Genomic DNA, 21,669 nt, shown 5'->3' on the forward strand with positions numbered 1-21,669 from the left:
GCCCCTCTCCGCCCCCCGGTCCCTCGGGCCCCCCCCCTCGTTCCCTACCCTCCTCCTAACCGCTTTTATCCCCCATCTCGGCACTCTAAGTCCCTCAATGCGACATTCACGGCTTTCGGGAACGCGCCGAGCCGTCACCAGCGGTCGAGGTGCAGGACCTCCTCCAGCGGCTGCCGCGCCGCGGGCTTGAACGTCGCGCCCGTGTAGAACGCCGTCGGGATCAGCGCCGCCTGGTGGACGTTCTTCGGCAGCCCCAGCACCTCCGCCGCCTCCTGCTCGTACTTCAGGTGCAGCGTCGTCCACGCCGTCCCGAGCGTCACCGACCGCGCCGCCAGCATGTAACTCCACACCGCCGGCAGCAGCGATGCCCACAGCCCCGCCTGGTTGCCCGCCGGCAGCTCCGCGGACGCCGTCTCCAGGCAGGGGACGACCAGCACCGGGACGTCGCCCATGCGGTCGGCCAGGTACGCGACGCTGTCGCCGACGCGCTGCTGCACCTCGGACCGCGCGGGGTCGTCCGCGAACAGCTTGCCCGCCGCCCCGTCCGAATCCAGGTACTCCCGGCACGCCCGGCGGTAGAGCCGACCGAGCTCGGCGCGCTGGTCCGCGTCCGTGACCACCAGCCACTGCCACTGCTGGGTGTTCGATCCGCTCGGCGCCTGCAGCGCGACCTGCACGCAGTGCTTCACCAGGTCGAGCGGCACTGGCCGGTCCAGGTCGAGCCGCTTGCGCACGGTCCGGGTGGTCGTCAGCAGCTCTTCGGGCGTCATCATCGGCCCATCATGCCGGGCTTACCAGCGATCGTGCACCAGCGGGCGGATCAGCTCGTCGTAGGTTTCGCGGACCCCCGCGATCGCCTCCGAAGACGACACCGACAGTGGCGGCAACGCGGCCGCCGCGGTGTTCGCCGTCGCCTGCTCGGCGTTGCGGGCGCCCGGGATCACCGTGCTCAGGCCCGGCTGGTCGAGGATCCAGCGCAAGGCGAACTGCGCCAGCGTCTGGCCCTCGGGAACGAGTCCGCGCAGCCGCTCGACGGCTTCGAGCCCGACCTCGTACGGCACGCCGGAGAAGGTCTCGCCGACGTCGAACGCGTCGCCGTTGCGGTTGTAGTTGCGGTGGTCGTCGGCCGCGAAGGTGGTGCTCGCCGTGTAGCGCCCGGACAGCAGGCCCGACGCCAGCGGCACCCGCGCGATGATCCCGGCGCCCGCCTCCGCCGCCGCGGGCAGCACGCGCTCCAGCGGCTTGAGCCGCAGGCAGTTCAGGATGATCTGCACCGAAGCGACGTTCGGCCGCGCCAACGCGGTCAGCGCCTCGTCACAGGTCTCGACGCTGACGCCGTACGCCTTGATCCGGCCCTCGTCGACCATCGCGTCGAGCGCGTCGTACACCGCGTCGGAGGAGTACACCGGCGTCGGCGGGCAGTGCAGCTGGACCAGGTCGAGGGTGTCCACGCCGAGGTTGCGCCGCGACCGGTCGTTCCACTCGCGGAAGTTCGCGGCGACGTAGTTCTCCGGCACCTGCTCGACCCGGCGGCCCATCTTGGTCGCCACGAAGACGTCGCCGCGTTCGGCGAGGAACCGGCCGACCAGCCGCTCGCTGCGGCCGTCGCCGTAGACGTCCGCGGTGTCGAAGAAGGTGACGCCGGCGTCGGCCGCCGCGTGCAGCACGGCCAGCGCGTCGTTCTCGTCGACCTCGCCCCAGTCCGCCCCGAGCTGCCAGCAGCCGAGCCCGACGACGGACACCTCGCGGCCGAGGCGGGTGATCTCGCGGTTCTCCATGCCGCGATCCAAGCACACGCCCCGGCCTATGATCGGCCGTCATGGCCATGACATCGGGTCCGGACGGACTGGGGACCCGGATGCGGCACGTCCTCGAGATCTTCGAGGGCGACGTCGCGAGGTTCCTCGCCGACATCGGCCTCGCCGACTACCGGCCGCGGTACTCGCCGGTGGTGCGGGCGTTGCTCGCGCGCGGCCCGCTGGCCATCCGCGATCTCGCCGGGGAAATAGGCGTGACACGCTCGGCGGCCAGCCAGACCGTGGCGCAGATGACCCGGGCGGGGCTCGTCGCTCTCGAACCGGGTGCCGACGCCCGGCAGCGGATCGTGTCGCTCACCGCGAAGGCGCGCGACCTGCTGCCGCTGATCGAGGCGGAGTGGACGGCGACGACCGAGGCGTCGGAGGCGCTGGAAGCCGAGCTGCCCTACCCGCTGCGCGGGGTGCTGGACGCGATCGTCGAAGCGCTGGAGCGCAAGCCGTTCCGGCAGCGGATCGGGGAGACCGAGGCCGCCAGGGAGCTCCTGGAACCTTGATCAGGCGCCGGGGACGCGGAAGACCGCCCAGACGTACTTGCCGCCGGGGCAGCGTTCGAAGCCCCAGTCCAGCGAAAGCGCCTGCACGAGGACGAGCCCGCGGCTGCGTGCTTCGGCCGGGGCCGGCGACCGCAGCTCGGGCAGCCGCCGTCCGGTGTCGTGCACCCGCAGCGTCAGCCGCCCGTCGGCGAACTCCAGCTCGAGCCGCTGAGGACGTTCGCCGTGCTCGAAGGCGTTCGTGACCAGCTCCGAGGTGGCCAGCAGGATGTCCGCCACCTGCCGCTCGCGCAGGCCGAAGTCCAGCAGCGCCGAACGGACCTCGTTCCGGGCCAGCGCCGGGGCCGTGATGTCGGCCGGGAGGAACACCTTGAGCGGCGCGGCCGGCATGGTCGTCCGCGGCATTCTCGACGTCGTCATCTGGTCCCCCTCCCAGTGAGTTCGCTACCGCCCGCGAAGTACCCAAGCGCGTGCGCGGCTAATCAGGTGCCGTCGGCCAGCTCGGATTCGTCCAAACCGGAACGCAGTTTCTTCAGCGTCGCGGCCAGCAACCGCGACACCTGCATCTGGGAGACCCCGACGCGGCGCGCGATGTCCGACTGGCTCATCCCCGAGCCGAACCGCAGCGCGACGATCTTGCGCTCCCGCTCCGGCAGGCTTTCCAGCATCGGGCGTAGCGCTTCCCGCAGCTCGGCCTGGCCCAGCTCGGCGTCCGGCGCCCCGAACCGGGTGTGGGCCGCGTTCTCCAGCAGGTGGTCGAGCGACGCGCCGTATCGGCCCTGTCCCGCGCGAAGGCCCTCGAAGACGTCTTCGACGGGCACGCCGAGCCGGGCGGCGATTTCACTCGGCCGTGGCGCGCGCGAAAGCTGCACGGTGAGCTCTTCGCGCGCGGCGGAGATGTTCGCGTTCAGCTCCTTGAGCCGCCGCGGCACCCGCACCGACCAGCTGTTGTCCCGGAAGTGGTGCCGCAGCTCACCGGAGATGGTCGGCACGGCGAACGCGAGGAAGTCCGTCCCCTGCTCGGGGTCGAACCGGTCGACGGCGTGGATCAGCCCGACCGTGGCGATCTGGACCAGGTCCTCCATCGCCTCGTCCCGGTTGCGGAACTTCCTGGCCAGGTTGCGCGCCAGCTCCAGGTGGGCGCGCACCAGAGTGTCCCGGACGCGGTCCCGTTCGGGGGCGTCCGCCGGCAGCGCGGCGAGTTGGGTGAACAGCGCGCCGACGTCGAGGTCGTCCCCGCTGCTCCCGGCGGGATCGGTCACGACCCCGCCGCCTGGCTCTCCCGGACGAGGTCGACCCGGGACAGGTAACGGCCGTTCTCGGGGGTCACGGTGCGCTGCGCCGACGTCGCGAGCGCGGTCAGCAGCTGCCACGACAGGCCGGCGTCGTCGTCGTGCCCGGGGTTGTCCGAAAGCACCGAAACGGAGACCTCGATGCGCGGCCCGCTCCACGAGAAGACGCAGGTCAGCCGGCCGTCCGCGCTGGCGGGGAGCAGCAGCGAGCAAGCTTCGTCCACGGCCATCCGGAGGTCTTCGACGGCGTCGAGGTCGAAGTCCTGGCGCATCGCGATGTCCGCCACGATGGTCCGCAGGGTGGGCACGACGTGCGGTATCGCTGCCGTCCGCACCTCGATGACCTGTGCGCCTTCCGGCACGAGCGGGGCGTTGTCCTCCACGTTTGTTCCTTTCTCCGGCTCGCGCTCCAGATGTCCTGCGGTGTCCTCCGACGCCCGGTCTGCGAGATGCCCGGGGTGTGAGCAAACCAAACCCGGGTTTGATCCGCTCCACCGGCGGGCATGTAGCGGTCGACATGCTGATCCTGGGAAAGGCAGGGACGACATGGCTGACGTGAGCCGGCTGCCCAACGTGGTTGCTGAAGAGTGGGAATGGCAGCTGCGCGGTTCGTGCCGGGGTGCGGACAGCAGCCTTTTCTTCCACACGGACAACGAGCGGGGTTCGGCGAGGGAGCGGCGGGAGGCGCGGGCGAAGGCCATCTGCCAGGCCTGCCCGGTGCTGGCCCAGTGCCGCACGCACGCGATGACCGTCCAGGAGCCGTACGGCATCTGGGGCGGGCTCGGCGAGATCGAGCGGCGACAGCTGTTCCTGCGGCAGCGCAGGGCGGCGCGGAAGGCGATGAGTGCGCACTGAACACGGCGCTGAGCAGGCAGGATTTGGTCGCACGTGAGTAGTCCGCGCGAAAGGACGGCGGCCGTGGCGGGCTCGGTCGCGTCCTGGGTTAGGGTTGGCCCCGGAGTTGCCTTGACCGTGTCCGGGGCGGGGTCTGCCCCGCGTTGTGGAAGGCACGGTGACACGGATGCCGCTTGAGACATCAGGCGCGTACCCGGCGCAGGAGCAGCGCCTGACGAGGAGAAACTGCATGCCCGCAGCCGACCAGAACGCCACCCCGCCCGGGTTCGGCATCACGCTGGACACCGACGCGACGGAGCCCCGGGTGGTGGTCACCGGCGAGCTCGACCTGCTGACCAGCCCGCAGCTGCAGGAGGCCCTGGCCGGGCTGATCGCGGACAAGCGCGCGCAGCGGGTCGTGGCCGATCTGACCGGGGTGACCTTCTTCGATTCTTCCGCGCTGAACGTGGTGCTCCGCGCACAACGCCAGGCCGGCGAGCAGGAGGTCGAACTCGCGGTCGTCCCCAGCCCCGCGGTGAGCCGGGTGATCGAGCTCACTGGCGTGGCCGAACACCTGAGCGTGTCGGAGGACCCCCAAGCCTGACCGCCCGCTACGGTCCTGCGGACTGATTCTTCGCGGACCTGGGGGCGGCACGATGATGGGGCGGACGCATGCCCTGACCGGCTGGTGTGCGGGCCTGGCCCTGGCGCCCGTGGTCGGGGCCGGTTCGGTGCACCAGGCGGTGGTCTTCGCGGCCACCACGGCGGGGTTCGCCCTGCTGCCCGACCTGGATCATCCCGGAGCGAGCGCGTCCCGCCTCCTCGGCTGGCTGACCGGGGCGCTGTCCTGGGTGCTTCGACGCGTCTCGGCGGCGTTCTACGCGCTGACGAAAGGTCCGCGCGACGAGAAGGTCACCGGCAAGCACCGTCACCTCTCCCACACGGTCCTGTTCGCGGCGGGTCTGGGCGCGTTGACGTCGTGGGGCACTGAAGCCGGTGGCGCCTGGGCCGTGGTCGGCGTCGTGATCTTCGGGCTGATGCTGGCGGAAGGCGCACTGGGCGACTGGCTGTTGCCGGTGAGCGGCGCGGCGGTGGCCTGGTGGTTCTTCACGGCACCGCCGGACCGCGCCGGCGAGCTGGCTTCGATCTCGGGCTGGCTGGGCATCGCCGTCGCGGCCGGGTGCGTGACCCACTGCCTGGGTGACGCGCTGACCGAGTCCGGGTGCCCGTTCCTCTTTCCCGTCCCCATCGCCGGCGAGACCTGGTACGAGATCCGGCCGCCCAAGGCGCTGCGGTTCCGGACCGGCAAGAAGGTCGAGACGCGGCTGATCTTCCCGGTGTTCGCGCTGCTCGGGGTGCTGCTGGTGCCGGGCGTGTGGACCTACACGGTCGACACCTTCCAGCGGCTGTTCATTCCGCCGGCGAGCCAGCAGGCGACAACGCCTTGAGCCGCCGCGCCGCCGCGGCGGTGTCGGTGTAGTCGCGGGAGTACGTGATCAAGCCGTCTTCGATCGTCATCACCATCACGTACGACGACACGAACACCGAGTCGTTGAGCTCGCCGTGCAGGTCGAACTCCGCGACCAGCACCGACGGGTCCGTCGTCTCGTGGACCACGACGTTCTCGGCCTTCACCAGCCGACGGACCTGGCCTGCGGCGTGGAAGCGGCGACGGAGTTCCTCGCGGCCGCGCGTGAGCCGAGGGACTCCGGGCAGCGTGAAGGGCATCTCGACGGTCACGTCCTCGGCGTAGATGTCGGCGAGGTCGTCCCACCGGTTCTTCACCGAGGCGGTCAGGAAGCGGTCGAACACCAAGCGCGGGGTTTCGGGCATCGGAATTCTCCTGGAAGACTGGGCGTTGAATCGGAACGGTGCACCCGCTTACGACGATGCGGAGCGAGCGTTCCGGTTGTCAACGAGGAGACGTCATGGAGAAGATGCGCGCGGACGCGCGGCGCAACCGGGCCAAGGTCCTGGCCGCCGCCGAAGAGGCGTTCGCCGTCGACGGGCTCGCCGTGCCGCTCGACGACATCGCGCGGCTGGCCGGTGTCGGCGCCGGGACCGTCTACCGGCACTTCCCCAGCAAGGAGGCGCTCTTCCAGGCCGTCGTCCTGGAGCGCCTCGAGCAGTTCGCCGAAGAGGCCCGCGAACTCGCCACGGCCGAGGATCCCGGGGAGGCCTTCGTCGACTACTTCGTCCGCGTCATCAGGCAGGCTTCGCTCAACCGCGCCATCTGTGACGCCCTCGCGCAGTCGAGCGGGCACGCGTTCAAGGCGGGCGCGGGCGACGACTTCCGCGCGGCCATGGCCGAACTGCTCTCCCGGGCCCAGGCGGCCGGCGCCGTCCGGCCCGACATCGACGGGGACGACCTGCGCGCGCTCATCGTCGGCTGCCTGGCCGTCGAGCGGTACGCGCCGGAGAGCCGGCACCTGGTCCGCGTGGTGGTCGACGGGCTGCGAGCACATCAAATGGCCGGTAACAAGAGTTAAGATCAACGCGAGTCAGTCCTCGAACCTGCGCTACGCGTGGCGAGGGGGTGCCCGGATGAGCCGACCTACCTGGGGTTCCGCCGGCGTGACCGGGCTCGCGGGCTTCGCCACCGGGCTGCTGGTGGCCGCACTGCTCATCGCGGGCCGGAGCACGCCGCGGCCCGCCGACCCCACCGCGCCGCCGACCAGGACCGTTCCGGCGGTGCCCGTCACGGTGACCGCGTCCGTGCCCCCGTCCACCCTCACGTCGGTCGAGACGGCCCCGCCGACGACCACCACCAGCGTCGTCGAGGTGACGGTGCGGCCCACGACGTCCGCGACCTCGGCCACGCCGGCCTCGACGAACCCCGCCCTGCCGCTCACCAGCGGGTGGCGTGACTGAACGATGCAACCGCCCGGCCGCCGGCTCCGTCTGGCCGGTATGCGCTGTTTCTCGTGGTTCGCGGTGTTCGTGGCCAGCACAGCGGTTACGGCCGGCTGTGCCGGGCCGGAGACCGCCTGTCCGGCGATCGGCTTCCTCACCGGCATCGGCCTGACGGTCCCGGCACCCGTGGGCATTTCCCGGGCCACGCTCGACGCGTGCTGGCGCGGGCAGTGCGTCACGCGTCCGGTCGACCTTCAGCCCGAGACCACCGTGGGGGCGACGACCTGCGCCGGCACCGGGCCGGACAGCGCCTGCGGTGCGTCGATGGTCCCGACCGGCGGCCTCCGGGGCTTCGCCGCCGTGCCGGGTCTGCCCGCCGAGCCCGTCCGCGTCACCGTCCGGTTCGACGACGGCAAGCCGCACACCATCGACGTGAATCCCGGCTTCAGCGAGCCGAACGGCCCCGCCTGCGGGAAGGCGGGGCCGCAGGTCCAGCTCGAAGCCGGCCCGGACCGCGAACTCCGGGTGCGTTAGCCGACGTCGCGACGGCGCCAGCCGGCGAGCCCGGCGACCAGGGCGACAACCGTGACCGCCAGGAGCCAGACCATCGGCGTCGCGGCGAACTCCTGGCCGGGGAGCTTCGGCGGGTGCTGGAACGGTGACACGTCGAGCACCGCCTGCGGCAGGTTGACGACCGGGCCGAACAGGCTGATCAGCAGCGCCAGCGAGCCGACCGCCCAGGCCGCGGCCGAAAAGCCCGGCAGCAGCCCGAAGATCGTCACCGCCAGCGCGATCACGACCCACGTCGCGGGCAGCTGGACGAGCATCCCGGCGAGGGAGTCGCCGACCGACCCGCCGACGTCGCCGGTGCGCAATCCGTTGGCCAGCCCCATGAACAGCCCAGCCGCCAGCAGCAGCAGCGCCGTGCCGAAGAACGCGAACACCAGGTGGCCCGCCGCCCAGCGCAGCCTGCCGACGCTGGTGGCCAGCACCGGCTCGAGCCGGATCGCGGTCTCCTCGCCGCGCATGCGCAGCACCGCCTGGATCCCGTACAGCGACGCGACCATCGCGAACATCCCGGCCATGGCGGCGAGGAACGCCTGTGTGAGCGCCTCGCTGCCGCCGAGGCGCGCCATGATCTCCTGCGCCTGCGGGCTGGAGCCGACCAGGCCGCCGATGCCGCTCGCGATCGAGCCGAAGACGGCGCCGACGACGGCTGTCCCGATCGTCCAGCCGAGCAGCGGGCCGCGGTGCAGCCGCCACGCCAGCGCGAACGGCGTCCGCAGGCCCGGCGCCGCCGTCGCCGGGCCCGGCCGCGGCGGGAGGAAGCCGACGCCGACGTCGCGGCGGGGCAGCAGCCAGTACGCGGCCGCACCGGTCACCAGCGCGGCGGCCACCAGCAGCAGCAGCACCCACCAGCGTTCGCCCGCGAACGCGCGGAGCTGCTGCACCCAGCCGATCGGGGACAGCCACGACAGCCAGCGAGCGTCCACAGTGGAGTCTCCGGCGCCGCGCAGCAGGAAGGCGGCGCCGACCACGGCGGTGCCGATCCCGTTCGCGGTCCGGGAGTACCCGGCGAGCTGGACGGCGACCGCCGCGACCGCGGTGAACACCAGCCCCACCAGCGCTTCCGACGCTCCGAAGGCCACCGATCCCGCCGCGGGCAGGCCCGCGCCGACCATGGTGCCCGCCTGGATCAGGCCGACCACCACGCTCGAACCGCCGGCGACGAGCAGGGCCGCCGTCAGCGCCGCGTACCGGCCGACGACCGCGGACGCGAGCAGCTCCGCGCGCCCGGTGTCCTCCTCGGCGCGGGTGTGCCGGGTGACCGTGAAGACCACCATCAGCCCGGTGAGCAGCGCCAGGAACCCGCACATGCGCCAGGCGATGAACCCGCCGGCGGTGGTCAGGTCGAACGGCGGCCCGTAGAGCAGCGCGTACGACGGGTTGGCGTTCGCGCCCGCCTGCAGCGCGAGGCGGTCGGCGACCGTCGGGTAGAACTGCGTGAACGTGCTGACCGTGCTCGCCGGGACGATGCTGAGCAGCACGATCCAGATCGGCAGGATCACGCGGTCGCGGCGCAGCGCGAGCCGGGTGAGGTGCCAGGTGCCGGCCAGTTCGTGGGCCGGCGCGACCTCGGCGGATCGCTCGAGCGTCGCGGTCATTTCGCGCCCGCCTCGGTCGTGTAGTGGCGCAGGAACAGTTCTTCGAGCGTGGGCGGCTGGCTGACCAGGCTCCGCACGCCCGCCTCGGTGAGCCGGCGCAGGGCTTCGTCGAGCGAGCGCGTCTCGACGTCGAACCGGACGCGGTTGCCCTCGACCTTGAGGTCGTGGATGTTGTCGAGCTTCGCCAGCCCGTTCGGCGGTCCGGCCAGCTCGGCGGTGATCGACGTCCGGGTCAGGTGGCGCAGCTCGGCCAGGGTGCCGGACTCCACCGTGCGGCCGTTGCGGATGATGCTGACCTTGTCGCACAGCGCCTCGACCTCGGCGAGGATGTGGCTGGAGAGCAGCACGGTGCGGCCCTGCTCGCGCTCCTCCTGGATGGCGTACTGGAACGTCGCCTCCATCAAGGGATCCAGCCCGGACGTCGGCTCGTCGAGGATCAGCAGGTCGACCCGGGACGCGAGCGCGGCGACGATGGCGACCTTCTGCCGGTTGCCCTTCGAGTACGTCCGTCCCTTCTTCTTCGGGTCGAGGTCGAACCGTTCGATGAGGTCGGCGCGGCGCTTCTCGTCGAGCCCGCCGCGCAGCCTGCCGAGCAGGTCGATCACCTCGCCACCGGACAGGTTGGGCCAGAGGTTGACGTCGCCGGGCACGTAGGCGAGGCGGCGGTGCAGGCTCGCGGCGTCCTTCCAGGGGTCGCCGCCGAGCAGCCGGACGTCCCCCGAGTCCGCGTGGAGCAGGCCGAGCAGCACCCGGACGGTGGTCGACTTCCCGGCGCCGTTGGGGCCGAGGAAGCCGTGCACCTCCCCGGCGGGCACGTGCAGGTCGAGGCCGTCGAGGGCCTTCGTCCGGCCGAACGACTTGTGCAGGTCGGTGACCGAAATGGCATTTTCCATGTTTCGGAAGCTACACTCGCTTCATGAAGTTGTGAAGTTAAGAAAATGTCTAGATCGAGTGATCATGGAGGGCGGGGTACGGGAGGATGGGCCGATGACGACGCCTGACACGAAGCGGGACGAAGACGCCGTCCGCCGGTACGTCGAGAGCCTCGGGCTCGTGCTCTCGCAGATCGGGATGCAACGCATGTCCGCGCGGGTGTTCGCCGCGCTGATGACGACCGACGAAGGCCGGCTGACCGCCGCCGACCTGGCCTCGCAGCTGTCGGTCAGCCCGGCCGCCGTCTCCGGCGCCGTGCGCTACCTCGAGCAGGTCGGCCTGGTCGCCAAGGAGCGCGAGCCCGGCGAGCGCCGCGACCACTACCGCCTCTACGACGATCTTTGGTACGCGACGTTCATGAAGCGCGACCGCATGATCACCATGTGGCGCGACGCGGCCGAGAACGGCATCGACGCGCTCGGCGAGGACACTCCCGCCGGCAAGCGGCTCGCCGAGATGCGGGACTTCCTGACCTTCATGCTGACGGAGCTCAACGGCATGTACGAGCGCTGGCACAAGCTCCGGGAAGAGAAGAACCGCTAGAGCCCGGCGAGCAGGACGTCCGCGAGCCGGTCGGCGCGGTCCGCCGGCTCCCGCTCTTCGAACGTGGCCAGGAACGCCTGCTGGAAGCACGCCCCCAGCACCAGGGCCGCGGCCGCCTCGACGTCGGTGTCCGCCTTGACCCGGCCCAGCTCCTGCTCGGCACGCAGGTAGTCCACGACGCCCTTCAGCAGCACGTGGGGGCCGTGCTCACCCAGCCGTTCGCGGTGTGACCGCAGCAGCTCCCGTGACGAGAAGACCGAGACCGCGATCGGGAACCCTTCGAGGTAGAAGGCGAGGCCGAGCCGCGCGATGCGGACCAGGTTGTCCCGCAGCGGCGCCTGCCCGGGGTTCGCGGTCAGCTCGCCCAGTGCGGCGCCGAGCGCGGGCAGCTCCTCGGCCATGACGCTGAGGAACAGGTCGGTCTTGTCGCGGAAGTGCTTGTAGAGCATCGCCTCGGAGTAGCCCGCGGTCCGCGCGATGACCTTGGTCGTCGCATGGGCGTAGCCCTGCTCGCGCATCACCTTCGCGGCCGCGGCGACGATCTCTTCGCGGCTACCCATGCGCACTCCTCAGTGGATTCTCAGCGGGGTTAGTGAACACTCACTCTACCTGGTGAGTGTTCACTAACCGAGGAGGATCACCATGAAGATCACCGTGCTGGGAGCCACCGGCGGCGTCGGCGGCGAGGTCGTCAAGCAGGCGCTGGGCCGCGGCTGGCACGTCACGGCCGTCGTCCGCGACCCCGCGCGGCTGGCGGTGCCGGGGCAGGACCGCCTCGACGTCGTCGTCGCCGGGCTCGGCGAACAGAAGAAGCTGACGGCCGCCGTCGAAGGCCGGGACGCGGTGCTGTCGGCGCTGGGTTCGCGCGAGCGCAAGCCGACCACCGTCTGCGTGGACGGCGCCCGCGCGGCGATCGAGGCCGGGGCGAAGCGCCTGCTGGTCGTCAGCGCCAGCGGGCTGGACGCCGACGGCGACGGCGTCTTCACCCGCACGCTCGTGAAGCCCCTGCTCAACGCGGTCCTGAAGCACGGCTACGCGGACATGCGCGCGATGGAAGCCCTGGTCATGGCGACCGAAATCGACTGGACGGTGGTCCGGCCGCCGATGCTGCTCAACGGCCCTCGCACGGGCGTCGTGGCCAGCCGGCTCGACGGGAACGTGCGCGGCAGCTACACGATCCGGCGCGCGGATGTCGCCGCGTACCTGCTCGACGCCGTGGCGGAGCCCACGCTGATCAGGGCGAAAGTCTCGATCGCCCACGGCTAGCGTCGTGCCATGGTGATCCTCGCTCAGGCTCTGTACGTCAAGCGGACGACTCCGCGGCTGCCCGGCGCGGCCGGTCCGACCGAGGGGCTCGTTCCCGGCGAAGGGGAGCCGTTCCGCCTGGCCGTCCTCGGCGAGTCCACAGTGGACGGCGTCGGTGCGGCGGACCACGAGGAAGCGCTCACCGGCCGCCTCGCCCGGGAGCTGGCCCGCGACGGCCGGGCCGTGCGCTGGCAGGCAGTCGGCCGGACCGGCGCCAACGCCCGCACGGTCCGCGCCGAGCTCGCCCCGCTGGTCCGCCCGGCCGACCTCGTCGTGATCGCCCTCGGCGTCAACGACACCATCGAGCTCCGGACGGCCGCGGCCTACCGCCGCGACCTCCTGAGCCTGGTGCTCGACCTGCGGCGGCGGCTCGGCCCGGTCGACGTCCTCCTGGCGGGGGTGCCGCCGATGTCCCGCTTCCCGGCCCTGCCCAGGCCCCTCCGTGACGTCCTCGCGGCGCGCTCGTCCGCCCTCGACGCGGCGGCGGCCGCGGTGGCGCGCGTCCCGGGCGTCACCCACGTGCCGATGGACCCCGTGCTCCTCGACCCCGCGGCCTTCGCCTCGGACCGCTTCCACCCGGGACCGGCCGGCTACGCGAGGTGGGCGCGAACCCTCGCCGACGCACTCCCTGTGATCGGTTAGCCGCCCTCCGTCGATCTTCAAGAAAGTTCGCCGGTTCGGGTATCTGGCGGTGCCCCTACTGCGTCCTGTGGAGCAGCCAAGCACGGAGGAACACGACAGGGGGTGTCGCGTTCGGAGAGAACGCGGTGGCCGGGAGCCGAGGGGGCTTCCGGACACCGTCGGCCGGGTGCCCTTCGGGGGAGGGGTCATCCGGCGGGGCCCGTTGGGGAGCGGGTCTGTTGAGGGAGGGGAGTGTCGGTCGGCGTGGGTCCACCCGCCCGCGTCGGCCGGTACCTCCCCCTCGCCGCCATTTGACCGGTAGTGCACGACCGACGAAGTAAGTGATCGATGTATCCCAGATCCACCTGCACGCTCCTTCCCCCCGAAGGACCCGCGATACTGCCGAAGCCGACTCGAATGCTTTTCCGAAGAGGGGCAGATACCGTGACCGACGTGCGAACAGCAGAGGTAGATCCTCCTTGGGAGGGCCTGACCGGCGCCGAGCTGCATGCCGCCTGCATGCATGCCGCGAGGGAGGGTGACCGCCAGGCGATGGCCCGCCTCGTCGAAGAGCTGACCCCGCTCGTCTGGCACGTCGCCCGGGCCAACGGCCTCGACCGCTCGGTCGCCGAAGACGTCGTCCAGACCGTCTGGCTGGCTCTTTTCAGCCAGCTCGGCAAGCTCCGCGATCCCAAGGCCCTCGCCGCCTGGCTGATCACCACCACCCGGCGCGAGGCCACGCACCCCTTCGGCCGTCGCCTGCAGCCCGTGCCGCTGAGCGACGAAGTCGCCGAAGCCATGCCGAGCACCCAACCGGCACCCGAAGACGAAGCCGTCCGCGCCGACCGCGACCGCCGGGTCTGGCGCGCCTTCGTCCGGCTGCCCCACCGCTGTCAGGAGCTGCTCCGGCTGACCGTGCTCGCGGGTCGGGCGGAGTATCAGCTCGTCGCCGAGGCGCTGCGCATTCCGCGCGGCAGTATCGGCCCGACCAGGGGGCGTTGCCTCGACCAGATGCGCGATCTCCTCACCAGCGAAGGGGGAAGCCGATGAACGACGTCGGGGCGTCGGGAGGCCTGGCCTCCCCGGACGACGGAATCCTGCTGGCCGACATCGGCCGTTTTCTCGACGAGCTCGACCCGCCACCGGACGATCTGGTGCAGCGGGTCCAGTTCGCGCTCGCCCTCGAGGACCTCGACGTCGAGGTCGCGCGGTGGGAGCGGATGGACAACCTCGCCGGCGTCCGTGGCGGCGGCACCGGCACGATCACGTTCACCGTCAGCGACCTGACGGTGATGATCAACCTCACGAAGATCGGCAAGCTGCACCGCATCGACGGCTGGCTGGTGCCGGCCGGGCAGTACGGCGTCGAGGTGCGGGTCGCCGAGCACGGCACGTCGTCCACGACGGCCGACGAAGGCGGCCGGTTCGTGCTCGACAACGTGCCCCGCGGGACGACGCAGATCCTCGTGCACCTCGGTGACGTTTCGTGCCGCCGGACCGTCGTGACGCCGACGGTCGTGCTCTAGGCGTCAGCGTCAGCGTCAGCCGAGAAAGTCGGCCAGGGGGACGGGCGTGAGCCCGTCCTTCTTCGCCTGCTCGACGAAGGCCGTGTAGTCCTCTTTGAAGGTCTTGCGGAAGTGCATCAGCACGATGTCGCCGGGCTTGAGCTTGTCGCCGGCCTGGAACTGGACGTGCCCGTCGTTGACCGCGGCCGTCCACAGCACGGCGGCGCGCATCCCGCACGCGGCCGCCGCGCGCAGCGTGTTCTGGTCGTAGTTGCCGAACGGCGGCCGGAACAGGGTCGGGCGCACGCCGAGCCCGGCCTGGAAGTCGTCGGCGTCGTCGCAGATTTCCCTGCGCTGGAACTCGTAGGGCTTGCCCTTGAGGTTCGGGTGGTCGACCGTGTGGTCGCCGAGCGTGGCGCCGGTGGCGTCGAGGATCTGCTTGAAGTAGGCCTCGTGGCCCTTCACGTACTTCTGGTTCAGGAACAGCACCGGGTGGGTCCCGTTCTGCTGCATCAGCTTCGGCGCGTCGGGGTCCTGCACCGCGCCGTCGTCCATGGTGAGGAAGACGTACGGCTTGTCGGTGGTGATCCGGCGGACGAGCGGGACCTGGCCGTTCGCGATCGCGGGCGCCTGCTGCTGGACCGTGCCGAACGCGTACGGCGCCGACGTCCTCGCGTCGGGGCTCAGACCTCCCGGCGCCGGGTTCGGCTGGCTGTTCCCGAACACGCGTTCGTCCGGCTCGTCCGCCGAACAGGCCGTGAGCGTCAGCGCCACCGCGGCCACCACCGCCACCAGTCGCTTCATCCGCCGCGTCCCCTTTCGCCCTGGTGGTCGTGAAGACCACCCGAAAGGGTGACGTCAGGAGGAGCGCGAAGTTGCGCCGGGCGATCTTGATGTGGCCCGGCGCACGCAGGTCAGCGCCCGGTTTCGGCCGCCTTGACCAGCTTGGCCGAGATCAGGCGGATCGTCGCGCGCAACCCGGCGACCAGTAGCGGCCCGCTGCCACGGACCGGCTCGGTGAACGACCCGGTCCACCGCAGGTGCGTCCCGCCGTCGGCGGTCGGTGTGAAGAGCACCTCGGCGCGGTAGTCCTTGATCGGGTTCGCGCCGAAGAACGTGTAGACGTGCTTGCGGTCGACCTCGTACTCGACCGTCTCCTCGCGGACCAGCACCGGCCACAGGCCGAGTTCGCGGACGGCGCCGACGCCCGCCGGTTCCTCGGTGCCCTGCCGCGCCCAGCGGGCCTGCACGACGAGTGGCTTTCCCCACTCCGCCCAGCGCGGGCCATCGGCTTCGAGCGCGAACAGCGCCGACGGCGGCGCCGAGCTCGTGCGGTTGACCTCGAACGAGTACTTGCGGCCCGGCATCGGGACCTCCTGCACGGCAGCGTTGTTGACAGGCTGATAATTAAGCGCTCCCGGCAGCGTAGGTCAAGATGGGGGCGTGAGCACGCCGCGCCCCGACCTCGCCGCGCCGCACTGGCTCGTCCAGCTCCTCCGCAGCAAGCCGGTCCCGGTGCCGTGGAACATGGTCGCCCGCGCCGTCGCCGCGCTGGCCGTGCCGCTCGCGGTGGCGTACGCGGCGGGCGACATCGCCGTCGGCGCCCTCATCTCGACCGGCGCCCTGCCCGCCGTGCTGTCCGAATCGGCCGGGCCCTACCGCTACCGCGCCCGCCGGCTCGGCGGCGCGACGCTCGCCGCGACCGCCGGGTACTTCGTCGGCGTGCTCACCGGGGGCACGCCGGCGCTGTCCGTGCCCGCAGTGATCCTGATCGCCGCGGTGTCCGAGCTGATCAGCGCGGCCGGCAGCAACGCTTCCGTCGCCGGGCTGCAGATGATCGTCTTCGCCGTGCTCGGCACCGGCCAGCACACGACCGGCATGCGCGTCGAGGTCCTGCTCGGCTTCTTCTGCCTCGGCGCCGCCTGGAGCTTCCTGGTCGCGCTCGTCACCTGGACCGTCCGGGCGACCAGCCCCGAGCGCACCGCCGTCGCGCACGTCTACGTCGAGCTGGCCGCGATGCTCTCGGCGAGCGACCCGGCCGTCTCGCGGGTCGCTCGGCACCGGCTGACCACGGCGATGAACACCGCCTACGACCAGCTGCTCACCGCGCGGTCCTGGCTGTCCGGCCGCGACGCCGCCTACCGGCAGCTGCTCAACCTGCTCTCGGCCACCACCCCCGCGGTCGAGGCGTCGGTGGCGATGGTCAACGCCGGCCGCCGCCCGGCCCAGGAGGTCATCGACCACTTCGTCGCGTTGTCGGCGTCGGTGCTGGGCAGCCAGCCGCTGCCGGCACCGCCGCCGACGCCGTCCGACGACCCCGACCCGCTGCTCACCGCGCTGTACGCCGGGCTGGTCCGGATCGGCAAGGGCGACGACCGGAAGCGCCGGGAGCCGACGCCCTGGCACCGGCGCGTGCGGGAGTGGGCGGGCTCGCTCGCGTCCGGCCCGCTGACGTGGATCGCCGCGCTGCGGCTGTCGCTGTGCGTCGCGATCGCCGAAGCCGTCGGCCTGCTCGTGCCGCTGGAGCGGTCGTACTGGATCACCCTGACCGTCGGCATCGTGCTCAAGCCCGACTTCGGCTCGGTCTTCGGGCGCGCGGTGCTGCGCGGGGTCGGCACGGTCGCCGGCGTCGGGATCGGGGCCGCCGTGCTCGGCTTCGGCGCGCACGGCTGGGTGCTGGTGGCGCTGATCGCGGTGTTCGCCGGCGGTATCGCGGTCGGCAAGGTGCGCAACTACGGCGTCCAGAGCGCCTTCGTGACGCCGTTGATCATCCTGCAGATGGATCTGGCCAACAACGGCAACTGGAGCGTGGTGCTGGCGCGGCTGGTCGACACCGCGGTGGGCTGCGTGATCGTCCTCGTCTTCGGCTACCTGCTGTGGCCGGGCAGCAGGCGGCCGCAGGTCGGCGGGCGGCTGGCCGACGGACTGGACGCGGTCGCGAAGTACGTCCGGTGCGCGCTGGTCGAGACGTCGACGGCGGAGGCGCGGCTGGCGCGGTCGCGGGCCCGGCGCGGTGCCTACCGGGCGCTGGCCGACCTGCGGACGGCGTTCCAGCAGGTCGTCGTCGAGCCGTCCGCGAACGGCCGCCAGGCGGTCGCGTGGTGGCCGGTCATCGCCGCCCAGGAACGCGTCGCGGACGCCGTCACCGAGGTCGGCGTGACGATCGGGCGGGGTGCGCCACCACCGGACCCCGACGACATCGAGCTGCTGACGGCCGCTTTGGACGAGCTCGCCGCGGCGGTCCGGGAGCAGCGCGACCCGCGGTCGATGCCGCTGCCGGACGCCCCGCGGCTGTCCGGGGTGGTTGACCAGCTCGAGTCGGCGTTCGACGCCGTCCGCGGTCCCGACCTGGTGGAACGCGCGCCGCTGCGGCTCGTCCGGCGATTCCTGCCCTACCACCGGCGCACGTGACGCCGGTGCTGTTTGATTGACCCATGGGAATCGACTTCGACGCGTTGAAGGGCAAGGCCGAAGAGGCCCTGCGCGAGCACAACGACAAGATCGAGGAGGGGCTCGACAAGGCGGCCGGCTTCGCGAAGTCGAAGATCGCCGGCCACGACGAGCAGATCGACAGCGGCGTCCAGAAGGCGAAGGACTTCCTGAACAAGTTCGACGACAAGCCGGACACACCCCCGGCCCAGTAGTCCCTTCTACTGGACCTCGCCGGTCGCGATGCCGTCGGAGAGGCCGGTGATCCGGCCTCCCCGCTCGCCGAGCGCGATCAGGCCCTGCCGCGCGTCCGGGGCCGCCAGGCTGATCCGAACGCCCGCCCGTTCCAGGTCGAGGGCGGCCGCCAGCGCTTGCGCCCCTTCGTATCCCGCGTTGATCGTGGCCGCCAGCCCGCCGGTCGACGCCAGCGAACCGCGGGCCGCGCCGAGCCGGCCGAGTGCCTCGTCGACGATCGGCAGCAGGGCGTCCCGGTTGCCTTCGGTCATCGCGCGGACGAGCTGCGGGTTCGACCCCGCGACCCGCGTGCCGTCGCGGTAGGACCCGGCGGCCAGCGACATGGCGAGTGGGCCGCCCTCGGCGCCGATCGTGGCCAGGATCGCCGCGAACAGGTGCGGCAGGTGCGAGATCCGGGCGACGGCTTCGTCGTGCGACTCCGCGGGCAGCGGGATGATGTGCGCCCCGATGTCCAGCGCGAACTTCGCCACCTCGGCCCAGGCGTCGAGGTCGGTGTCCTCCTCGACCGTGACCACCCAGGCCGCGCCCTGGAACAGCGACGCGTCGCCGGCCAGCCAGCCGGAGTTCGACGTCCCGGCCATCGGGTGCCCGCCGACGTAGCGGGTGTACGGCACGCGACGGCGGACGGCGTCCAGCACCGGCGCCTTCACGCTGGTGACGTCGGTGAGCAGGCAGTGCGAAGCGTGCTGGGAGACCAGGCGCAGCAGGTCCTCGACGGCCGGGAGCGGCACGGCGAGCACGACCATCGCGTCCTCGGCCGCGGCCCGGCGCAGGGCGGCTTCGACGTCCGTCGTGACGTCGTAGCCCGCTCTGCTCGCCGCGTCGGCATCCCCTTCGGACACCGCGGCACCCCACGCCGTGCGGCCGCTCGCGGCCGCCGCGCGCAGCGCCGATCCGCCGATCAGCCCCAGCCCGATCACGCATACGTCTCGCACGAGGTTCATCCTGCCAGTGCCGGACGCTTCCCGGGCCGCGGCGCGACCGCGATCCGGAGTCTTCTCGGTGCTCGAGGGCGGCCAAAGCCGCCGCGGACTCGAACTTCTTTCCGGGTGAGCCGCGCTACAGCGCGGCCGCGAGCCGCGTTCCCTGGTCGATCGCGCGTTTCGCGTCGAGTTCCGCGGCGACGTCGGCCCCGCCGATGAGGTGCACCGGGAGCCCGGTGGCGCACAGCTCGTCCGCGAGGTCCCGCACGGGTTCCTGACCGGCGCAGACGACGACCGTGTCGACTTCCAGGACGCGCGGCACGCCGTCGACGGTGAGGTGCAGGCCGGCGTCGTCGATCCGCTCGTACGTGACGCCGGAGAGCTGCTCGACCCGCTTGGCCTTGAGCGCCGCCCGGTGCACCCAGCCGGACGTCTTGCCGAGCCCGGCCCCGATCCCGCTCTTCTTGCGCTGCAGCAGATAAACCTGCCGCGGTGACGGCTCGGGCTTCGGCTCGGCGAGCCCGCCCGCCGCCTGTGCCGGGTCGGTGACACCCCACTCGGCCATCCACGCGTCGAGGTCGAGCGCCGGCGAAGCGGTGTGCGTGAGGAACTCGCTGACGTCGACGCCGATGCCGCCGGCCCCGATCACCGCGACCCGCCCGCCGACCGGCTTGCCGTGCCGGACGACGTCGACGTAGGACAGCACCTTGGGGTGGTCGATCCCGGGCAGCGACGGCACGCGCGGCGCGACCCCGGTGGCCAGCACGACCTCGTCGAAGCCGGTCAGGTCCGTGGCGGAGACGCGCCTCCCGAGGTGCAGCTTCACCCCGGTCACCTCGAGGCGCCGCTGGTAGTAGCGGATCGTCTCGGCGAACTCCTCCTTGCCGGGGATCCGGCGCGCGATGCCGAACTGGCCGCCGATCTCGTCGTCGGCTTCGAACAACTCGACGCGGTGGCCGCGCTCGGCCAGCGCGGTCGCGGCCGACAGCCCGGCGGGCCCGGCGCCGACGACGGCGACGTGCTTCGACCGCCGCGTGGGCGCGAGCGTCAGCGTCGTCTCGTGGCCGGCGCGCGGGTTGACCATGCAGGACACGAGCTTGCGCTTGAAAGCGTGGTCGAGACAGGCCTGGTTGCAGGCAATGCAGGTGTTGATCTCGTCCTCGCGGCCGCTCTCGGCCTTCCGGATCCACTCCGGGTCGGCGAGGAACGGCCGCGCCATCGACACCAGATCGGCGTCGCCGCCGCTCAGTGCTTCTTCGGCGACCTGGGGCATGTTGATCCGGTTCGACGTCACCACCGGGATCCCGACGTGCGGCTTGAGCTTCCCGGTCACCCAGGTGAACGCGGCGCGCGGCACCGACGTCACGATCGTCGGCACCCGGGCCTCGTGCCAGCCGATGCCGGTGTTGATGATCGTGGCCCCGGCGGCTTCGACCTCCTTCGCCAGCGCGACGACGTCTTCCCAGCGCTGGCCGCCCGGGACGAGGTCGAGCATGGAGAGCCGGTAGATGATGATGAAGTCGTCGCCGACCTTCGCGCGGGTCTGCCGGACGATTTCGACGGCGAACCGGCGGCGCTTCTCGGGCGTGCCGCCCCAGGCGTCGGTGCGCTTGTTGGTGCGCTCGGCCAGGAACTGGTTGATCAGGTAGCCCTCGGAGCCCATGATCTCGACGCCGTCGTAGCCCGCTTCGCGCGCGAGAGCGGCGCAGTCGGCGAAGGCGCGGATCTGCCGGCGCACGCCGTCGCCGGTGAGCGCGCGGGGCCGGAACGGGTTGATCGGCGCCTTGATGCTCGACGCGGACACGCTCAGCGGGTGGTAGGCGTACCGGCCGGCGTGCAGGACCTGCAGCGCGATCTTGCCGCCTGCCTCGTGCACCGGCGCGGTGAGCTGCCGGTGCTGCCGGGCCTCGGCGGACGTCGTCAGCTTGGACGCGAGCGGCAGCAGCCAGCCGGTGCGGTTCGGCGCGAACCCGCCGGTGACGATGAGCCCGACGCCACCGCGGGCGCGTTCGGCGTAGTACTCGGCGAGTTCGGGGAAGTGCGCGGCCTTGTCTTCGAGGCCGGTGTGCATCGACCCCATCAGCACGCGGTTGCGCAGGGTCGTGAAGCCGAGGTCGAGCGGCGCGAGCAGGTGCGGGTACGGGCTCATCGGGCGTCCTTCTCGTGGTGGCGGGCGGCATCCATGGCGCTGAGGACTTCGTCGAACCACTCGACCTGGCCCTCTTCGACGCGGATGCCGCCGCGCAGGACCAGGTACTGGTGCAGGTGCCGGCCGTCGAGGCCCGCGGGCGAGGGGAAGTCGCGTTTCTCGATCTGGCGGTAGACGTCGAGGCGTTCGGCGTGTTTCGCGCGGTGCCGGGCGATCTCCTCGGCGACGGCGCCGGGATCGCCGAAGGTGGCGCCCCGGATCTTCACGGCCAGCTCGACCGGCCCGGCCGACGGGTCCGGCTCGGCGAGCCAGCGGACGAGTTCGGTGCGGCCCTCGTCGCTGACCGTGTAGACCTTCTTGTCCGGCCGCCCCGCCTGCGCGACGACGTCGACGGCGACCCAGCCGGCCTCTTCCATCCGCTTCAGCACGCGGTAAATCTGCTGGTGGGTGGCGCTCCAGAAGAGCCCGATCGACTTCTCGAAGCGGCGCGTGAGCTCGTAGCCGGAGCCGGCGCGCTCGGACAGCGAGACGAGGATCGCGTGCTCCAGTGCCAT

At 71.8% G+C, this 21,669-nt stretch carries 28 protein-coding genes; 14 read left to right on the plus strand and 14 right to left on the minus strand.

Going from position 1 to position 21,669, the window contains the following annotated elements:
• Positions 1-134: 134 nt before the first annotated feature.
• Both AB0M82_RS05715 and AB0M82_RS05720 read right to left on the minus strand, forming a co-directional pair.
• The gene (locus tag AB0M82_RS05715) at positions 135-773 is read right to left on the minus strand and encodes a nitroreductase family protein (protein ID WP_364718037.1); all 639 of its coding nucleotides are present in this window, start codon (positions 771-773) and stop codon (positions 135-137) included.
• An 18-nt stretch (positions 774-791) separates the two neighbouring features.
• The gene (locus tag AB0M82_RS05720) at positions 792-1,778 is read right to left on the minus strand and encodes an aldo/keto reductase (protein WP_364718039.1); all 987 of its coding nucleotides are present in this window, start codon (positions 1,776-1,778) and stop codon (positions 792-794) included.
• A gap of 41 nt (positions 1,779-1,819) precedes the next feature.
• Between AB0M82_RS05720 and AB0M82_RS05725 the strand changes: the two genes are divergently transcribed.
• Positions 1,820-2,311 (plus strand): MarR family winged helix-turn-helix transcriptional regulator, encoded by a 492-nt coding sequence (locus AB0M82_RS05725; protein WP_364718040.1) that lies wholly within the window; start codon positions 1,820-1,822, stop codon positions 2,309-2,311.
• Here the strand turns inward: AB0M82_RS05725 and AB0M82_RS05730 are convergent, their stop codons facing one another.
• The 3 genes from AB0M82_RS05730 to AB0M82_RS05740 all read right to left on the minus strand — a co-directional run bounded on the left by AB0M82_RS05730 (position 2,312) and on the right by AB0M82_RS05740 (position 3,983).
• Positions 2,312-2,728 (minus strand): ATP-binding protein, encoded by a 417-nt coding sequence (locus AB0M82_RS05730; protein WP_364718041.1) that lies wholly within the window; start codon positions 2,726-2,728, stop codon positions 2,312-2,314. It abuts the gene before it with no gap.
• Between the two features lie 62 nt (positions 2,729-2,790).
• Complete coding sequence (locus AB0M82_RS05735; RefSeq protein WP_364718042.1) at positions 2,791-3,570, minus strand: SigB/SigF/SigG family RNA polymerase sigma factor; 780 nt, start codon at positions 3,568-3,570, stop codon at positions 2,791-2,793.
• Positions 3,567-3,983 (minus strand): anti-sigma factor, encoded by a 417-nt coding sequence (locus AB0M82_RS05740; protein ID WP_364718044.1) that lies wholly within the window; start codon positions 3,981-3,983, stop codon positions 3,567-3,569. Before AB0M82_RS05740 ends, AB0M82_RS05735 begins: the two co-directional genes overlap by 4 nt.
• Positions 3,984-4,146: 163 nt before the next feature.
• On the opposite strand from AB0M82_RS05740, the gene AB0M82_RS05745 reads away from it, so the two are divergent.
• The 3 genes from AB0M82_RS05745 to AB0M82_RS05755 all read left to right on the plus strand — a co-directional run bounded on the left by AB0M82_RS05745 (position 4,147) and on the right by AB0M82_RS05755 (position 5,882).
• Positions 4,147-4,455 carry a WhiB family transcriptional regulator gene (locus AB0M82_RS05745; RefSeq protein WP_364718045.1) on the plus strand — a complete coding sequence of 103 codons (309 nt, stop codon included), beginning with the start codon at positions 4,147-4,149 and terminating at the stop codon, positions 4,453-4,455.
• 229 nt (positions 4,456-4,684) lie between these two features.
• Positions 4,685-5,038 (plus strand): STAS domain-containing protein, encoded by a 354-nt coding sequence (locus AB0M82_RS05750; RefSeq protein WP_364718047.1) that lies wholly within the window; start codon positions 4,685-4,687, stop codon positions 5,036-5,038.
• A gap of 55 nt (positions 5,039-5,093) precedes the next feature.
• Entirely contained in the window at positions 5,094-5,882 is a 789-nt protein-coding gene (locus AB0M82_RS05755; RefSeq protein ID WP_364718502.1) for a metal-dependent hydrolase, read from the plus strand.
• Here AB0M82_RS05755 and AB0M82_RS05760 read toward each other — a convergent pair.
• Positions 5,845-6,267 carry a nuclear transport factor 2 family protein gene (locus AB0M82_RS05760; RefSeq protein ID WP_364718049.1) on the minus strand — a complete coding sequence of 141 codons (423 nt, stop codon included), beginning with the start codon at positions 6,265-6,267 and terminating at the stop codon, positions 5,845-5,847. The genes AB0M82_RS05755 and AB0M82_RS05760 overlap by 38 nt on opposite strands.
• Before the next feature lie 95 nt (positions 6,268-6,362).
• Here AB0M82_RS05760 and AB0M82_RS05765 point away from each other — a divergent pair, with 95 nt between their 5' ends.
• Genes AB0M82_RS05765 through AB0M82_RS05775 form a run of 3 tightly spaced genes read left to right on the plus strand, consistent with a single transcriptional unit; the run spans position 6,363 to position 7,821 of the window.
• Positions 6,363-6,923 carry a TetR/AcrR family transcriptional regulator gene (locus AB0M82_RS05765; protein ID WP_364718050.1) on the plus strand — a complete coding sequence of 187 codons (561 nt, stop codon included), beginning with the start codon at positions 6,363-6,365 and terminating at the stop codon, positions 6,921-6,923.
• 55 nt (positions 6,924-6,978) lie between these two features.
• Complete coding sequence (locus AB0M82_RS05770) at positions 6,979-7,305, plus strand: hypothetical protein (RefSeq protein WP_364718052.1); 327 nt, start codon at positions 6,979-6,981, stop codon at positions 7,303-7,305.
• A 39-nt stretch (positions 7,306-7,344) separates the two neighbouring features.
• Entirely contained in the window at positions 7,345-7,821 is a 477-nt protein-coding gene (locus AB0M82_RS05775) for a hypothetical protein (protein WP_364718053.1), read from the plus strand.
• Here the strand turns inward: AB0M82_RS05775 and AB0M82_RS05780 are convergent.
• Positions 7,818-9,452: an ABC transporter permease gene (locus AB0M82_RS05780; RefSeq protein ID WP_364718054.1), complete on the minus strand. Its 1,635-nt coding sequence runs from the start codon at positions 9,450-9,452 to the stop codon at positions 7,818-7,820. The two genes, AB0M82_RS05775 and AB0M82_RS05780, sit on opposite strands and share 4 nt — an antisense overlap.
• Positions 9,449-10,345, minus strand: coding sequence for an ABC transporter ATP-binding protein (locus tag AB0M82_RS05785; protein WP_364718056.1), 897 nt, complete (start codon positions 10,343-10,345; stop codon positions 9,449-9,451). Before AB0M82_RS05785 ends, AB0M82_RS05780 begins: the two co-directional genes overlap by 4 nt.
• Before the next feature lie 94 nt (positions 10,346-10,439).
• Here AB0M82_RS05785 and AB0M82_RS05790 point away from each other — a divergent pair, with 94 nt between their 5' ends.
• On the plus strand, positions 10,440-10,928 hold the full coding sequence (locus tag AB0M82_RS05790; RefSeq protein WP_364718057.1) for a MarR family transcriptional regulator: 489 nt from the start codon (positions 10,440-10,442) through the stop codon (positions 10,926-10,928).
• On the opposite strand, the gene AB0M82_RS05795 is transcribed toward AB0M82_RS05790, so the two are convergent.
• Positions 10,925-11,488, minus strand: a complete 564-nt coding sequence (locus AB0M82_RS05795) for a TetR/AcrR family transcriptional regulator (RefSeq protein WP_364718058.1) — start codon at positions 11,486-11,488, stop codon at positions 10,925-10,927. The two genes, AB0M82_RS05790 and AB0M82_RS05795, sit on opposite strands and share 4 nt — an antisense overlap.
• Before the next feature lie 82 nt (positions 11,489-11,570).
• On the opposite strand from AB0M82_RS05795, the gene AB0M82_RS05800 reads away from it, so the two are divergent.
• The 4 genes from AB0M82_RS05800 to AB0M82_RS05815 all read left to right on the plus strand — a co-directional run bounded on the left by AB0M82_RS05800 (position 11,571) and on the right by AB0M82_RS05815 (position 14,380).
• Positions 11,571-12,194, plus strand: coding sequence for an NAD(P)H-binding protein (locus AB0M82_RS05800; RefSeq protein WP_364718060.1), 624 nt, complete (start codon positions 11,571-11,573; stop codon positions 12,192-12,194).
• A gap of 9 nt (positions 12,195-12,203) precedes the next feature.
• Positions 12,204-12,875, plus strand: a complete 672-nt coding sequence (locus AB0M82_RS05805; RefSeq protein ID WP_364718062.1) for an SGNH/GDSL hydrolase family protein — start codon at positions 12,204-12,206, stop codon at positions 12,873-12,875.
• 423 nt (positions 12,876-13,298) lie between these two features.
• Positions 13,299-13,904, plus strand: coding sequence for a sigma-70 family RNA polymerase sigma factor (locus tag AB0M82_RS05810; RefSeq protein WP_364718063.1), 606 nt, complete (start codon positions 13,299-13,301; stop codon positions 13,902-13,904).
• Positions 13,901-14,380, plus strand: a complete 480-nt coding sequence (locus AB0M82_RS05815) for a carboxypeptidase regulatory-like domain-containing protein (RefSeq protein WP_364718065.1) — start codon at positions 13,901-13,903, stop codon at positions 14,378-14,380. Before AB0M82_RS05810 ends, AB0M82_RS05815 begins: the two co-directional genes overlap by 4 nt.
• A gap of 15 nt (positions 14,381-14,395) precedes the next feature.
• On the opposite strand, the gene AB0M82_RS05820 is transcribed toward AB0M82_RS05815, so the two are convergent.
• Both AB0M82_RS05820 and AB0M82_RS05825 read right to left on the minus strand, forming a co-directional pair.
• Positions 14,396-15,163: a polysaccharide deacetylase family protein gene (locus AB0M82_RS05820; RefSeq protein ID WP_364718067.1), complete on the minus strand. Its 768-nt coding sequence runs from the start codon at positions 15,161-15,163 to the stop codon at positions 14,396-14,398.
• Positions 15,164-15,273: 110 nt separating this feature from the next.
• A complete protein-coding gene (locus tag AB0M82_RS05825; RefSeq protein WP_364718068.1) occupies positions 15,274-15,726 on the minus strand; it encodes an SRPBCC family protein in 453 nt (150 codons plus the stop codon).
• Positions 15,727-15,802: 76 nt separating this feature from the next.
• On the opposite strand from AB0M82_RS05825, the gene AB0M82_RS05830 reads away from it, so the two are divergent.
• Both AB0M82_RS05830 and AB0M82_RS05835 read left to right on the plus strand, forming a co-directional pair.
• Positions 15,803-17,770, plus strand: coding sequence for an FUSC family protein (locus tag AB0M82_RS05830; protein WP_364718070.1), 1,968 nt, complete (start codon positions 15,803-15,805; stop codon positions 17,768-17,770).
• Positions 17,771-17,793: 23 nt separating this feature from the next.
• A complete protein-coding gene (locus AB0M82_RS05835) occupies positions 17,794-18,003 on the plus strand; it encodes an antitoxin (protein ID WP_364718071.1) in 210 nt (69 codons plus the stop codon).
• A gap of 6 nt (positions 18,004-18,009) precedes the next feature.
• On the opposite strand, the gene AB0M82_RS05840 is transcribed toward AB0M82_RS05835, so the two are convergent.
• From AB0M82_RS05840 to AB0M82_RS05850, 3 genes are all read right to left on the minus strand, one after another.
• Positions 18,010-18,987, minus strand: a complete 978-nt coding sequence (locus AB0M82_RS05840) for a prephenate dehydrogenase (protein ID WP_364718072.1) — start codon at positions 18,985-18,987, stop codon at positions 18,010-18,012.
• Positions 18,988-19,102: 115 nt separating this feature from the next.
• Positions 19,103-21,115, minus strand: a complete 2,013-nt coding sequence (locus AB0M82_RS05845) for an NADPH-dependent 2,4-dienoyl-CoA reductase (RefSeq protein ID WP_364718073.1) — start codon at positions 21,113-21,115, stop codon at positions 19,103-19,105.
• Positions 21,112-21,669, minus strand: a complete 558-nt coding sequence (locus AB0M82_RS05850; protein ID WP_364718074.1) for a PadR family transcriptional regulator — start codon at positions 21,667-21,669, stop codon at positions 21,112-21,114. Before AB0M82_RS05850 ends, AB0M82_RS05845 begins: the two co-directional genes overlap by 4 nt.

Source organism: Amycolatopsis sp. NPDC051128 (assembly GCF_040682715.1).
Taxonomy (GTDB): domain Bacteria; phylum Actinomycetota; class Actinomycetes; order Mycobacteriales; family Pseudonocardiaceae; genus Amycolatopsis.

Coding starts and splice junctions, on each gene's coding strand:
- AB0M82_RS05715 (WP_364718037.1), bottom strand. CDS start 773: ATGATGACGCCCGAAGAGCTGCTGACGACCACCCGGACCGTGCGCAAG.
- AB0M82_RS05720 (WP_364718039.1), bottom strand. CDS start 1,778: ATGGAGAACCGCGAGATCACCCGCCTCGGCCGCGAGGTGTCCGTCGTC.
- AB0M82_RS05725 (WP_364718040.1), top strand. CDS start 1,820: ATGGCCATGACATCGGGTCCGGACGGACTGGGGACCCGGATGCGGCAC.
- AB0M82_RS05730 (WP_364718041.1), bottom strand. CDS start 2,728: ATGACGACGTCGAGAATGCCGCGGACGACCATGCCGGCCGCGCCGCTC.
- AB0M82_RS05745 (WP_364718045.1), top strand. CDS start 4,147: ATGGCTGACGTGAGCCGGCTGCCCAACGTGGTTGCTGAAGAGTGGGAA.
- AB0M82_RS05750 (WP_364718047.1), top strand. CDS start 4,685: ATGCCCGCAGCCGACCAGAACGCCACCCCGCCCGGGTTCGGCATCACG.
- AB0M82_RS05755 (WP_364718502.1), top strand. CDS start 5,094: ATGGGGCGGACGCATGCCCTGACCGGCTGGTGTGCGGGCCTGGCCCTG.
- AB0M82_RS05760 (WP_364718049.1), bottom strand. CDS start 6,267: ATGCCCGAAACCCCGCGCTTGGTGTTCGACCGCTTCCTGACCGCCTCG.
- AB0M82_RS05765 (WP_364718050.1), top strand. CDS start 6,363: ATGGAGAAGATGCGCGCGGACGCGCGGCGCAACCGGGCCAAGGTCCTG.
- AB0M82_RS05770 (WP_364718052.1), top strand. CDS start 6,979: ATGAGCCGACCTACCTGGGGTTCCGCCGGCGTGACCGGGCTCGCGGGC.
- AB0M82_RS05775 (WP_364718053.1), top strand. CDS start 7,345: ATGCGCTGTTTCTCGTGGTTCGCGGTGTTCGTGGCCAGCACAGCGGTT.
- AB0M82_RS05780 (WP_364718054.1), bottom strand. CDS start 9,452: ATGACCGCGACGCTCGAGCGATCCGCCGAGGTCGCGCCGGCCCACGAA.
- AB0M82_RS05785 (WP_364718056.1), bottom strand. CDS start 10,345: ATGGAAAATGCCATTTCGGTCACCGACCTGCACAAGTCGTTCGGCCGG.
- AB0M82_RS05790 (WP_364718057.1), top strand. CDS start 10,440: ATGACGACGCCTGACACGAAGCGGGACGAAGACGCCGTCCGCCGGTAC.
- AB0M82_RS05795 (WP_364718058.1), bottom strand. CDS start 11,488: ATGGGTAGCCGCGAAGAGATCGTCGCCGCGGCCGCGAAGGTGATGCGC.
- AB0M82_RS05800 (WP_364718060.1), top strand. CDS start 11,571: ATGAAGATCACCGTGCTGGGAGCCACCGGCGGCGTCGGCGGCGAGGTC.
- AB0M82_RS05805 (WP_364718062.1), top strand. CDS start 12,204: ATGGTGATCCTCGCTCAGGCTCTGTACGTCAAGCGGACGACTCCGCGG.
- AB0M82_RS05815 (WP_364718065.1), top strand. CDS start 13,901: ATGAACGACGTCGGGGCGTCGGGAGGCCTGGCCTCCCCGGACGACGGA.
- AB0M82_RS05820 (WP_364718067.1), bottom strand. CDS start 15,163: ATGAAGCGACTGGTGGCGGTGGTGGCCGCGGTGGCGCTGACGCTCACG.
- AB0M82_RS05825 (WP_364718068.1), bottom strand. CDS start 15,726: ATGCCGGGCCGCAAGTACTCGTTCGAGGTCAACCGCACGAGCTCGGCG.
- AB0M82_RS05835 (WP_364718071.1), top strand. CDS start 17,794: ATGGGAATCGACTTCGACGCGTTGAAGGGCAAGGCCGAAGAGGCCCTG.
- AB0M82_RS05840 (WP_364718072.1), bottom strand. CDS start 18,987: ATGAACCTCGTGCGAGACGTATGCGTGATCGGGCTGGGGCTGATCGGC.
- AB0M82_RS05845 (WP_364718073.1), bottom strand. CDS start 21,115: ATGAGCCCGTACCCGCACCTGCTCGCGCCGCTCGACCTCGGCTTCACG.
- AB0M82_RS05850 (WP_364718074.1), bottom strand. CDS start 21,669: ATGGCACTGGAGCACGCGATCCTCGTCTCGCTGTCCGAGCGCGCCGGC.